This is a genomic window from Microbacterium sp. Y355 (assembly GCF_059445345.1).
The window spans coordinates 168,673-180,532 of sequence record NZ_JCAIUD010000001.1 but is presented as its reverse complement, the minus strand read 5'-3'; the positions used below and the strand labels follow the sequence as shown (position 1 = coordinate 180,532).

The window sequence follows — 11,860 nt, the reverse complement described above, 5'->3', positions numbered from 1 at the left end:
TTACGAAAGTGTTTTCATCATTGTGTGATCCGGATGCCGCGGTGTCAATCTTTTTCTCGGATCGCCCCTTATGCTCGTTCCATGACCGATGCCGTGAACCCGCTCCTGACGCCATCCGCTCTCCCCTACGCACTCCCGGACTACGCCGCGATCCGGCCGGAGCACTATGTGCCCGCCTTCCGGGCTGCATTCGACGAGCACCTCGCCGAGATCAGGCGCATCACGATGGCGCGGTCGATGCCCACATTCGAGAACACGATGGTCGCACTGGAGCAGTCCGGCGCCCTTCTCGACGCCGTCGCGCATGCGTTCTACACCGTGAGCTCAGCGGATGCCACGGACGAGATCCAGGCGATTGATGAGGAGCTTGCGCCACTGATGGCTGCGCACGAGGACGCCATCCGCTTGAACTCTGAGTTGTATTGGCGAGTCAAGACCCTCCACGAGCAGCTAGACCAACTCGAGCTCGACGCGGAGAGCAAGTACCTGGTTGAGCGTCATTTCCGAGAGATGACACATGCCGGTGCTGCGCTCGACGACGAGGCCAAGGTCCGCTTGACCGCCCTGAACCAGCAACTGTCGACGCTGACAACCACGTTCGAGAAGAATCTGCTCGCCGACACCAACGATCTCGCCGTGTACTTCGAAAGCGCTGAGGAGCTCAATGGCTTGACGGACGGCGAGCTGTCCGCCGCAGCACGCGCTGCAACAGACCGAAGCCACGTAGGCGGCTTTCTGATCTCACTGCCGTTGTTCACGGGGCATCCATATCTGGCATCCCTCACGAATCGCAAGAGCCGCCAGCGCATCATGGATGCATCACGCGCCCGAGCAGCGCGAGGCAACGCCAATGACAACCGCACTGTGCTGAGCGAGATTGTCGTGCTGCGCGCCGAGCGCGCGGCGCTACTCGGATACTCGTCCCACGCGGCTTACGTCACAGCCGACGAGACGGCAGGAACACCCGAAGCCGTATCTGACCTCGTGCACCGTCTTGCACCGGCCGCAGCATCCAACGCGCGCGCCGAGCAGGCAGCGCTGCAGTCGATCATCGATGCGACAGAATCGGAGCCGTTTGCCCTCGAGGCGCACGACTGGGCCTTCTACACCGAGAAGGTGCGTACGGCACAGTACGACATCGACACGGCCGCACTACGCCCCTGGTTCGAGGCCGAGCGGGTGTTGCAAGACGGCGTGTTCTACGCTGCAACGCAGCTCTATGGCGTCACTTTCACTGAGCGCGACGACCTCGTCGCCTACCACCCGGGCGCTCGCGTGTTCGAGGTACACAACCCCGGTGGCAGTGCGCTCGGACTCTACGTTCTCGATCTGTACACGCGAGATTCCAAGCGCGGCGGTGCGTGGATGAATCCGATCGTCAGCCAGTCCGCGCTCCGCGGCACGGCGCCGGTCGTGGTGAACAATCTCAACGTGTCGCAGCCGGGCGACGGGCAGCCGACGCTTCTCACGCTTGATGAGGTGACGACGCTGTTCCATGAGTTCGGTCATGCGCTGCACGGGCTGTTCGCTACGGTCAATTACCCCCACTTCGCCGGCACGAACGTGTTCCGTGACTTCGTGGAGTTCCCCAGCCAGGTCAACGAGATGTGGATTCTCTGGCCTCAGGTACTCGACAACTACGCACGTCACTTTGAGACCGGCGAACCGCTGGATGCCGCGATCGTGGAGCGCTTGCGCGCAACTGAGACGTTCAACCAGGGTCATGACACGAGTGAGTACCTGGCTGCGGCATGGCTGGATCAGGCGTGGCATCGGGTGGGCACGGATTCTTCGATGACCGACGTCGCCGCATTCGAAGCTGCGGCGCTCGCGGAGATCGGTCTCGACAACCCGGCTGTTCCAACGCGCTACTCCTCCACCTACTTCGCCCACGTGTTCTCAGGCGGTTACAGCGCGGGGTACTACTCGTACATCTGGAGCGAAGTACTCGATGCAGACACCGTCGAGTGGTTCCGCGAGAATGGCGGTCTCACGCGCGAAAACGGCGACCGTTTCCGTGCCCGTCTGCTGGGCGTCGGCGGATCGAAGGATCCTCTGGAGGCATACCGTGATTTCCGTGGCCGCGACGCCGACATCGCTCCGCTGCTGAAGCGCCGCGGGCTCGGAGGCTGATGAACGACGAGCGACTCAGCGCCATCAGCCGTACATTCGACGCGCGGTCAGCGACCTACGATGACAGCGCGATGCATCGTGCTGTCGCGGTCGCTGTCGCTGACTTCGCCGATCTGACAGATGTCGAAGAGGTGCTCGACATTGCCACAGGTACAGGGCTCGTCCTGCGCGCGCTGAGCCAGCGCTCCCCCGCACTCGCACTCACCGGGATCGATGTCTCGCAGGGCATGCTGGCGGTCGCACGAGCTCAGCTACCGTCGGCGGTGTTCATCGAGGCGGATGCCGCGGACCTGCCGCTCGTCCACGCCTCAGCTGACCTCATCACCTGTGTCACGGGGCTGCACGTGATTCCGGACACATCCGGCGCGCTGGCGGAGTGGCGCAGAGTCCTGCGGCCGCACGGCCGAATCGTCTCTGCGACATTTCTCGCAGCCGGCCGAGGGGCGCGCCGCGCAAGACGCACATGTATCCGGCCGACCATCAGCCTTTCGAGTCGTTGGATCAACTGACGTCGACAGCGGCCGCGCACAGCTTCACGATCACTCGATCAACGATCTGGTCAGACGACGCCGACAGACTCCTCATCGCCGAGTGGGTGCCCGCGCTTCGCTGAGCGTTCCGACGAGCGTTCTGCTCGGCGCCCCTCACCCACCCAACGGCTGCAGCACGTCGAGTGGACGCGGAACGATCAATGCACCGTCCACGATCTCTCGCTCACCCAGCGGTGACTCCAGCTTCACGGTGAACGGTGTCGGCGGATTACTCTGGCAGGTCGCTACGTCATCACTGTCCGGTCGCACGGCGATATGGACGATCACCGCGCCCTCGGTCTCCTCCAGGGCGACCAGTTCGACCCGCCCTGCCGCATCCATCCCGCTGTTGCAGGCGCGTTCGGTGACGAGCAGAGTCAGCTGAGCAGAGTCAGGGTCCGGCAGCGCGGCCGGATCAAGGTTCACCTCGGCTGGTGTGAGCGGAGCGGGGTCGATCGCGAGCGCGCACGATGCACTGCTCGTGAGCATCCACCCCTCCTCTCCTGTCGCCGGCAGGGCGCGCATCTTCTCGAACTCGAGCACGTCGTGGTCTGCGCCGGCATCATCGATCGCGCCGTACGGCCGAAGCAGGGTGATGCTCGTGGAACTCTCAGCCGTCACCACCCACTCACTGAGGTTCTCGGGCGCGGCACTGGCACCCAAGCCGTCTACGACGGAGGCGAGCGCGGCTGCGGCGTCGCCAGTGAGCTCGTCGGCGCGCACATCGGCGTTGTATCGTGCTGCGTCAACCGTGCGTCCGTTGCACTCGTAGGCGACGGCGGAATCGTCCGTTGCGCTGGTCGGAGGGGTCGAGCCTGCGCCAACAGCGCACCCTACGCAGACCAACAGTGGAAGCAGCACTCCTACCGAGAAAAGCTGCTGCGAACGAATGGCTCTCATGCCAGCAAGTGTGCCAGGAGGGATATTCGTCTCACACTCATGCATTTACGCCCCACCGCGACGGCTCGTTCTACGTCCTGGTGAGCGCTTCAATCGGAGAAGTGCGTCATCTTCGGAGCAACTCGCCGAATGTCCCCGAAGATCGTGCACATCTCCGAGCGACGCGTGCGCACGAGTCGACTACTCCGCACGAACCGAGCGACTGCCCAATAGGACGTAACTGACGCCAAGTAGCACGCTGAGCACCAGCAGACCGGCACCGACCAACGGCACCGCTGTCCAGAACCAGCCGATTCCGGCCTCGGAGAAGTTGAAGCCCACAGACAGCAAGAGTGAGAGAATCGCAGCCACCAGTAGCATCGACCGGCCGCGTGTCGTTTGCCGGATCATTTCAACATCCCCTCGTTATTGCGCCCGACTCTACTCCAGGCTTCGTCACATTCGAAGAGCCTGTGGCGAATGACCATCCACCGCGCCTACGCGGCGAGCAACCCGAGCTCCCGCGCGAAGTCGCGCATCCGCGTCGCCATCTCTTGCGGTACCTCGGCGACCGTGAAGTGCCCGCCCTCCGGCAGCCGATCAAAAGAGCGCAGGTCGCGGTAGAAGCTCCGAGCGACACTCTCCGGATAATCGTGTTCGTGCCGCTGGATCGCGACAGCCGCGGGCACCTCGACCGGCCGTATGCGCTCATCTTCACCGGTATCGAAGTATCGCCTGAATGACGTGGCGATGCTCTGCGTCGCCCAATAGATCATCGCCTCAGTGAGGATGCGTTCCCGCGAGATCTTGCGTTCGAGCAACTCCGGCTGATCTGTCGGTGTGTCACTCCATTCCACGAGCTTCTCTGCGATCCACGCGATGAGGCCTGCAGGGGAATCGTTCAGCCCCGCGGCGAGAGTGTCAGGGCGGGTGCCCTGCACGTGACCGTAAGCGCCGTCCGGCCCACCGCTCGCCGCCAACCGGTCGAAGAACGCTCGTGCTTCTGGATCTTCGATGGCCGCACGCTCGTCGTCGGTACCGAAGTGCGAGTGGGTGGCAAAGATGCCGTGCACCTGGTCGGGGTAAGACGATGCGATCAGGTCGCTCACATTGGCCGAAATGTCCTCGCCGTATGTGAGATACCGCTCATAGCCGAGCACGTCGGTCATCAGCGTATGCATCAGTCGCGCCATCACGCTCTCCGTCATGGTTCCGTCGTACGGTGCGGAGAAGGCGAAGCCAGGCATACTCGGAACGATCACATCGAAGTCCGGAAGCAGCCGGGCGAACTCGAGCTGGAGCGCGAAGGTGTGCGGCCACCCGTGCATCACCAGCAGCGCCGGAGCATCAGGGCGTTCGGATCGCAGATGGACGAAGTGGATGTCGGTGCCGTCGACATCCGCGATGAACTGCGGATGCTGGTTCAGCCATTCCTCGCGTGCACGCCAGTCGAACTCCAGCCAGCTGTCCACCAGGGTCCGGAGATACTCCGCCGACATCCCCGCCTCCGGGTGTCGCGGCGAGTCGGGCAACAGGCGCGAGCGAGAGAGCCGCTCGCGCAGATCGACGATCGCGTCGTCAGGAATCGAGATCTGGAAGCTTCGCATGGCGTCACTATAGAGCGCACCTCAGACGCAGCGCCCGGAAGTCCGAACCATCACAGGAATGGCGCCGTGTACAGTCGCACGCTGCACCCCAGCTCCCCTGGCTCCAGCGAGATTCGATCAAACGACGCCCGGAACACCAAACCGTCGGCACCTCGCACCATCACGACGCAGTCGCGCACGGCCGCGATGCCGACTGCAGCGACCAGTTCTCCGTCGTCCGTCGACGTCACATCGACAGTGACGTCTGCCTCGGGGAAAGCGTCGCGAAGCTCGTCTGAAAGACTCTGTGCGTCAGACTGCAGCAACACCGCTTCTATCATCTCTGCCGTGTCGGCGGGAAGCGCAGGCTTCGGGGCAGCCGTCGGTGCGGGCACACGCTGCGGCAACTCATCGCAGTCCAGATCTTCGCGTTGCACCTCGGTGTACAGCGCCAGCGTGAATCGGTAGCAGCGCTCGGCTGTTCCCGCCGAGGTCCACTGGCCGAAAACCTCCTGGGACCTCTTCGCCTCCACATCCGACCTGATCCGGATGTCGATGATCGCTTCATCGCCGGCGTCCGTCGACCCGCTCCACCGCACTGGCTGGACTTCTGTCGAAGATGACCGAAAACGCTCGGCCGCGATGCTCTCCGCGTCTGTCGCTTCCGTCTGATAACCGAAGGCACTCGTGAGCGCGTCCGCCGTTGCGACAACACTCTTCTCTGCAATGGCGTTTCCATCGCGAGAAGCGGCCACGTCGACGCTAACCACGACCACGGTCGCAGCTACGGCGACAACACACACGCCACCGATCAGAACCAGGCTCCTGAAAACCTGCATTCTAACCCCTGGCCCTAAGCGCTCTTGCGCTTGCGCTCCATCACTATGGTCGGTGGCGCGCCTTCATCGACGGCCGCACGCGTGACTACGACCTTCTTCACGTCTTCGGCAGACGGGATCTCAAACATGATCGGACCGAGCACGTCTTCAAGGATGGCGCGCAGGCCACGTGCACCAGTCTTTCGCTCCACCGCGAGGTCGGCGATAGATCGAAGCGCGTCCTCCTCGAACTCAAGCTCCACACCGTCGATTTCAAACATGCGCTGGTACTGCTTCACCAGGGCGTTGCGAGGGGCAGTGAGAATCTCCATCAGCGCATCCTGATCCAGCGGAGAAACCGACGCAACGATGGGCAGTCGTCCGATGAACTCCGGGATCAGACCGAACTTGTGCAGGTCTTCAGGAAGAACCTCGCCGAATAGATCAAGATCCTTGGACTTGTCCTGTAGCGGGGCACCGAAGCCGATACCGTGCTTTCCGACACGCGCCGAGACGATGTCTTCCAGGCCAGAGAAGGCACCCGCGACGATGAACAGCACGTTCGTCGTGTCGATCTGCAAGAACTCCTGGTGCGGGTGCTTGCGACCGCCCTGCGGCGGAACAGAAGCGACCGTGCCCTCAATGATCTTCAGCAGCGCCTGCTGCACGCCCTCGCCGGAGACATCGCGAGTGATCGAAGGATTTTCGGCCTTGCGGGCGATCTTGTCGATCTCGTCGATGTAGATGATGCCCTGCTCGGCGCGCTTCACATCGTAGTCCGCGGCCTGGATGAGCTTGAGGAGGATGTTCTCCACATCCTCACCGACGTAGCCGGCCTCGGTCAGCGCAGTGGCATCTGCCACGGCGAACGGGACGTTCAGCCGCTTCGCCAATGTCTGAGCGAGGTAGGTCTTGCCACAACCGGTCGGACCGATGAGCAGAATGTTGCTCTTGGCGATCTCGACTTCTTCGGCCTTCTGCTCGGCGAGCTGAAGCGTGCCGTGCGCGCGCACGCGCTTGTAGTGGTTGTAGACGGCGACAGCAAGAGACCGTTTCGCGGGCTCTTGCCCAACGACGTACTCCTCGAGGAACGCGAAGATCTCGCGTGGCTTGGGCAGTTCAAAGTCAGCGACGCCGTCGGCGGAGGATTCCGCCATGCGCTCTTCGATGATCTCGTTGCACAGCTCGACGCATTCGTCGCAAATGTACACACCGGGGCCAGCGATCAGCTGCTGCACCTGCTTCTGGCTCTTTCCACAGAATGAGCACTTGAACAGGTCAGCGCTTTCACCGATACGGGCCATGCGCGTCCTCCTTGGGGAGACTAAAAAACTCCTTCGAGCCTAACCTCTCCCTCGGACACTGGGACGCATTGGCGCGGCTCAAGCCAGATCTCGTCAGCTCAGATCCCCGAGATCCACTCAGCTCAGATCAAGCTCTTGGTGTGCCACACCGTCTTGATCTCGGTTAAAGCCGCGATCCGCTCCGGCGACGCCGTCACATCACCCGGTGTGAGCACGCGCTTGAGCGTGTCAGCCGCAGCGATCTGCAGGTCAACCCATTCGAGAGCTCCGGCGCCTGCCAGGTCGAGCGCGTTGACGTCAGCGTGCGATGCGAGCCACGGCGCCATCTCTGCGGGCGATCCGGTGAGCACATTCACCACTCCCCCCGGAACATCGCTGGTAGCGAGCACCTCTGCGAAGCTGATCGCCGAAAGCGGATGCTGCTCGCTGGCCACGACGATCACCGTGTTGCCTGCGACAAGTGCAGGGGCAACCACAGAGACCAGACCGAGCAGAGCGGAGTCCTGCGGCGCGACAATCGCCACGACACCGGTCGGCTCAGGCACGGAGATGTTGAAGTACGGACCGGACACCGGGTTGGCATTGCCTGCAACCTGGGCGTACTTGTCGCACCAGCCCGCGTACCAGACCCACAGGTCGATGGCCTCGTCGACCTGCGTACCGGCCGCGGCAGCAGAAACACCCTCCTGCGCCACGATCTCGTCGATGAACTGCGCCCGCCGCCCCTCGAGGACCTCGGCGACGCGATAGAGCACTTGACCACGGTTGTATGCGGTCGCTCCTGACCATCCCTTTACCGCCGCACGGGCAGCCACCACAGCATCCCGAGCATCCTTTCGGGAGCCCTTCGCCGCGTTCGCCAGGAACGCGCCCTTCGCTGAGAGAACCTCGTAGGTGCGGCCGGACTCGCTGCGGGGGAACTTTCCGCCGATGGCGAGCTTGTACGTCTTCGGCACTGTCATTCGCTTGCTCATGCTGAGGCCCCCTTCAGGTAGGCGGTGAGACCATGTCGGCCGCCCTCGCGGCCGTATCCGGATTCCTTGTAGCCACCGAACGGGCTGGCCGGGTCGAAACGGTTGAACGTGTTCGCCCAAATGACACCGGCGCGCAGCTTGTCAGCAACGGCGAGGATGCGCGAGCCCTTGTCGGTCCAGATGCCAGCCGACAGCCCGTAGGGGGTGTTATTCGCCTTGGCAATGGCCTCGGCAGGCGTGCGGAAGGTCAGCACCGAGAGCACCGGCCCGAAGACCTCGTCACGCGCGATGCGATGGGATGCTTCGACGCCGGTGAAGATCGTCGGCGCGAACCAGAAGCCCTTCTCAGGGATGGCGCAGTCGGCCGTCCAGCGCTCTGCGCCTTCCGCCTCGCCGATGTCGCTGAGCTCGTGGATGCGAGCCAGCTGAGCGGCGGAGTTGATCGCACCGATGTCGGTGTTCTTGTCGAGCGGGTCTCCCAGACGCAACGTGGAAAGACGTGACTTCAGACGGTCAACGACCTCGTCGTGGATCGACTCTTGCACGAGGAGGCGGCTGCCAGCGCAGCATACGTGCCCCTGGTTGAAGAAGATGCCGTTGACGATGCCTTCAATGGCCTGCTCAATCGGCGCATCATCGAAGACGATGTTCGCGGCCTTACCGCCGAGCTCGAGGGTGACCTTCTTCCGGGTGCCGGCGACGGCACGCGCGATGTCGCGGCCAACGCCGGTCGAGCCGGTGAACGCGACCTTGTCGACGTCAGGATGCCGCACCAGAGTGGCACCAGTGGAACCGGCACCTGTGACGATGTTCACGACACCAGCAGGCAGGTCTGCCTGCTGCAGGATCTCGGCAAAGATCAACGCGGTCAGCGGAGTGGTCTCGGCGGGCTTGAGCACGACCGTGTTGCCCGCGGCGAGGGCCGGAGCGATCTTCCACGCGAGCATCAGTAGCGGGAAGTTCCACGGAATGATCTGTCCTGCGACGCCGAGCGCTCGCGGGTTGGCGCCGAGGCCTGCGTAATCGAGCTTGTCTGCCCAACCGGCGTAGTAGAAGAACCAGGATGCGACGAGCGGAACGTCGACGTCGCGGCTTTCCTTGATCGGCTTGCCGTTGTCAAGGCTCTCGGCGACGGCGAGTTCGCGGGCACGCTCCTGCACGAGGCGGGCGATGCGGAAGAGATACTTGCCGCGGTCGCGACCGCTCATCTTCGACCAGACCTTGTCGTACGCGCGACGAGCTGCCGCGACCGCACGATCGATGTCTTCATCGTTCGCTCCGGCGATCTCAGCAATGTGCGATTCGTCAGAGGGTGAGATGGTGTTGAAACTGGGGCCAGAGCCATCGACAAACTCGCCGTCGATAAACAGGCCGTAGCTGTCGCGCAGGTTCAGGATCGCCTTGGATTCAGGCGCGGGGGCATATTCCAGGAATGACATGTTTCTGTTCCCTTTAGTCGATTGTGACGTAGTCGGGGCCGGAGTAGTGGCCGGTGGTCAGCTTCTGACGTTGCAGCAGCACATCGTTGAGCAGGCTCGAGGCGCCGAAGCGGAACAGGTGCGGCTGCAGCCATTCCTCGCCAGCAGTCTCAGCGACGGTGACGATGTACTTGATCGCGTCCTTGGATGTGCGGATGCCACCGGCGGGCTTGACCCCGATCTTCTCGCCGGTGATGCGGTGCCAGTCGCGGACGGTCTCAAGCATGAGCAGCGTCGTCGGCAGTGTCGCCGCCGGCTGCACCTTGCCCGTGGAGGTCTTGATGAAGTCGCCCCCGGCGAGGATGCCCAGCCAGGAGGCGCGCTTGATGTTGTCGTAGGTGTTCAGCTCACCGGTCTCGAGGATCACCTTGAGAGAGGCGGAGCTACCGTCTGCGCGGCGGCATGCTTCCTTGACGGCGGCGATCTGGTCGAAAACCAGGCCGTAGCGACCGGAGAGGAAAGCACCCCGGTCGATGACCATATCGATCTCGTCTGCGCCAGCCGCGACCGCCTCTGCCGTGTCGGCGAGCTTGATGGCGAGCGAGGCGCGACCGCTGGGGAACGCAGTCGCGACGGCCGCTACCGAGATCTTGCCGTCGTCCGGGTCACCGTGAATGCCGCCCAGCGCCTCAACGGCGTGACCGACCATGTCACCGTAGACGCAGACAGCCGCGACGATCGGGGTCGAGGGATCTCCCGCATCCGGAGTCTTGGCCTTGGCAACGAGCGAGCGCACCTTGCCCGGGGTATCTGCGCCCTCGAGCGTGGTGAGGTCGATCAGCGAGATGATCTTGTCGATCGCCCAGGCTTTCGACGTCGTCTTGATCGAACGTGTGCCGAGGCCGGCAGCACGCTGCTCAAGGCCGATGGCATCTACGCCGGGCAGGCCGTGCAGGAAGCGACGCAGCGTGGCGTCATCGGGCTCTCCGCCCAGCACATCCACCGCGGAACGGCGGGCGAGTTCTTGGGTTGTCATCGTTCCTCCAACAATGCTCGGGCTGTGGTCTCATCGGTCACCAGAACGCTGCACAGGCCACTGCTGACGACTGTACGCGCGATGTCATGTTTCGCGTCCCCCGCAGTGACGAAGATCGCCTGCGCAGCACTGCGCAACCGGTCAAGGCTCACGCCGACCGTACGTGCATCGAGTTGCGGATCGACGATGTTGCCGTCGGCATCGATATAGCGGCCGAGCACATCCCCGACCGCGCCTCGACGCGCAAGTTCCTCAACGTCAGCCGACGTCAGATATCCGTTCTCGACGTGCGCCGAGGTCGCGTCGGCGGGGCCGGCCGAATAGAGGTAGGTCTGCGCATCCGCCGCCTGCTCCAAGACAGCGGAGACGGTTCGATCTGCTTCGATCGCCTGTTTCGTCTCCACACGTTCCAAAATGGCGGGGCTGGGAAGAAGTGTCGCCTGCCCGCCTGCACGCTGCGCGATGGTCATGGCCAGACTCGCGGCGCCCCCTGAGCGCCGGTTCAAGCTGACTCCCCCGTTGAGCTGCACGACGGTCACGCCACTCGCCCAGCCTTCCGGCAGTGCTTCTGCGACGGCGGTGAGAGTACGGCCCCAGCTGACTGCGAGAGTGCGCGGTACCGGTCGAAGCGCCGTGAGATGATCGGCCGCGGCCTGGGCAACGCGATCGAGAGTACTGTTCTCGTCGTCTGCTACGGGAACGACGATGACGTCTGCGAGGTCGAATCGCTGAGCGAGCTCGCGCTCCAGACCCAGTCTGCGAGCACGGGGATGCACGATCTCGATACGGACGATGCCTGCCGCTCGCGCGTGGGTGAGCAGCCGCCCGACTTTCCATCGCGAGATCTTCAGGAGTGCGCCGATCTCGTCCTGCGTCTTGCTCTCGTCGTAGTAGAGCTCGGCGACACGGACCGAAAGCAGATCATCGTCCACGGCATCCTCCCCTCGTGCCCAGAATACTCGCGAACACACAGTCGCGCACGTTGATGCGCATATGAGCATCGAATGCGCTGTGCGCTGCACATTCGCGGCTTCGCGGGCGGTTCGACGCGTCGTTCAGGCGAGCGCTTCACACGGAGATGTACAGCAAGTTCGGACGTTTTCGCGAGATTTCGCCGAGCCAAGCGCACTTCTCCGAGCGAAGCGCACACCGCGACCGGGAACGACAAAGGGCGGCAGTCAG

General features: G+C 63.4%; 11 protein-coding genes. 2 read left to right on the top strand and 9 right to left on the bottom strand.

Annotated features, from left to right (window positions below):
- Positions 1–81 precede the first annotated feature (81 nt).
- The gene (locus AC1C2O_RS00915) at positions 82–2,133 is read left to right on the top strand and encodes a M3 family metallopeptidase (protein WP_495428549.1); all 2,052 of its coding nucleotides are present in this window, start codon (positions 82–84) and stop codon (positions 2,131–2,133) included.
- A complete protein-coding gene (locus AC1C2O_RS00910; protein WP_495428548.1) occupies positions 2,133–2,642 on the top strand; it encodes a class I SAM-dependent methyltransferase in 510 nt (169 codons plus the stop codon). Before AC1C2O_RS00915 ends, AC1C2O_RS00910 begins: the two co-directional genes overlap by 1 nt.
- 135 nt (positions 2,643–2,777) lie before the next feature.
- Here the strand turns inward: AC1C2O_RS00910 and AC1C2O_RS00905 are convergent, their stop codons facing one another.
- The 9 genes from AC1C2O_RS00905 to AC1C2O_RS00865 all read right to left on the bottom strand — a co-directional run bounded on the left by AC1C2O_RS00905 (position 2,778) and on the right by AC1C2O_RS00865 (position 11,610).
- Entirely contained in the window at positions 2,778–3,563 is a 786-nt protein-coding gene (locus AC1C2O_RS00905) for a hypothetical protein (RefSeq protein ID WP_495428547.1), read from the bottom strand.
- A 180-nt stretch (positions 3,564–3,743) separates the two neighbouring features.
- Positions 3,744–3,953 (bottom strand): hypothetical protein, encoded by a 210-nt coding sequence (locus AC1C2O_RS00900; protein WP_495428546.1) that lies wholly within the window; start codon positions 3,951–3,953, stop codon positions 3,744–3,746.
- A gap of 86 nt (positions 3,954–4,039) precedes the next feature.
- Positions 4,040–5,149 carry an epoxide hydrolase family protein gene (locus AC1C2O_RS00895; RefSeq protein WP_495428545.1) on the bottom strand — a complete coding sequence of 370 codons (1,110 nt, stop codon included), beginning with the start codon at positions 5,147–5,149 and terminating at the stop codon, positions 4,040–4,042.
- Positions 5,150–5,199: 50 nt separating this feature from the next.
- Complete coding sequence (locus AC1C2O_RS00890) at positions 5,200–5,967, bottom strand: hypothetical protein (protein WP_495428544.1); 768 nt, start codon at positions 5,965–5,967, stop codon at positions 5,200–5,202.
- 14 nt (positions 5,968–5,981) lie between these two features.
- The gene (clpX, locus tag AC1C2O_RS00885; RefSeq protein ID WP_495428543.1) at positions 5,982–7,250 is read right to left on the bottom strand and encodes an ATP-dependent Clp protease ATP-binding subunit ClpX; all 1,269 of its coding nucleotides are present in this window, start codon (positions 7,248–7,250) and stop codon (positions 5,982–5,984) included.
- Positions 7,251–7,372: 122 nt separating this feature from the next.
- Positions 7,373–8,224, bottom strand: coding sequence for an aldehyde dehydrogenase family protein (locus AC1C2O_RS00880; protein WP_495428542.1), 852 nt, complete (start codon positions 8,222–8,224; stop codon positions 7,373–7,375).
- Positions 8,221–9,663, bottom strand: coding sequence for an aldehyde dehydrogenase family protein (locus AC1C2O_RS00875; RefSeq protein ID WP_495428541.1), 1,443 nt, complete (start codon positions 9,661–9,663; stop codon positions 8,221–8,223). Before AC1C2O_RS00875 ends, AC1C2O_RS00880 begins: the two co-directional genes overlap by 4 nt.
- 13 nt (positions 9,664–9,676) lie before the next feature.
- Entirely contained in the window at positions 9,677–10,678 is a 1,002-nt protein-coding gene (deoC, locus tag AC1C2O_RS00870; protein ID WP_495428540.1) for a deoxyribose-phosphate aldolase, read from the bottom strand.
- Positions 10,675–11,610 (bottom strand): sugar-binding transcriptional regulator, encoded by a 936-nt coding sequence (locus AC1C2O_RS00865; RefSeq protein ID WP_495428539.1) that lies wholly within the window; start codon positions 11,608–11,610, stop codon positions 10,675–10,677. Before AC1C2O_RS00865 ends, deoC begins: the two co-directional genes overlap by 4 nt.
- Between the last annotated feature and the right edge of the window lie 250 nt (positions 11,611–11,860).

Coding starts and splice junctions, on each gene's coding strand:
- AC1C2O_RS00880 (WP_495428542.1), bottom strand. CDS start 8,224: ATGAGCAAGCGAATGACAGTGCCGAAGACGTACAAGCTCGCCATCGGC.
- clpX (WP_495428543.1), bottom strand. CDS start 7,250: ATGGCCCGTATCGGTGAAAGCGCTGACCTGTTCAAGTGCTCATTCTGT.
- AC1C2O_RS00895 (WP_495428545.1), bottom strand. CDS start 5,149: ATGCGAAGCTTCCAGATCTCGATTCCTGACGACGCGATCGTCGATCTG.
- AC1C2O_RS00910 (WP_495428548.1), top strand. CDS start 2,133: ATGAACGACGAGCGACTCAGCGCCATCAGCCGTACATTCGACGCGCGG.
- AC1C2O_RS00905 (WP_495428547.1), bottom strand. CDS start 3,563: ATGAGAGCCATTCGTTCGCAGCAGCTTTTCTCGGTAGGAGTGCTGCTT.
- AC1C2O_RS00875 (WP_495428541.1), bottom strand. CDS start 9,663: ATGTCATTCCTGGAATATGCCCCCGCGCCTGAATCCAAGGCGATCCTG.
- AC1C2O_RS00900 (WP_495428546.1), bottom strand. CDS start 3,953: ATGATCCGGCAAACGACACGCGGCCGGTCGATGCTACTGGTGGCTGCG.
- AC1C2O_RS00890 (WP_495428544.1), bottom strand. CDS start 5,967: ATGCAGGTTTTCAGGAGCCTGGTTCTGATCGGTGGCGTGTGTGTTGTC.
- AC1C2O_RS00915 (WP_495428549.1), top strand. CDS start 82: ATGACCGATGCCGTGAACCCGCTCCTGACGCCATCCGCTCTCCCCTAC.
- deoC (WP_495428540.1), bottom strand. CDS start 10,678: ATGACAACCCAAGAACTCGCCCGCCGTTCCGCGGTGGATGTGCTGGGC.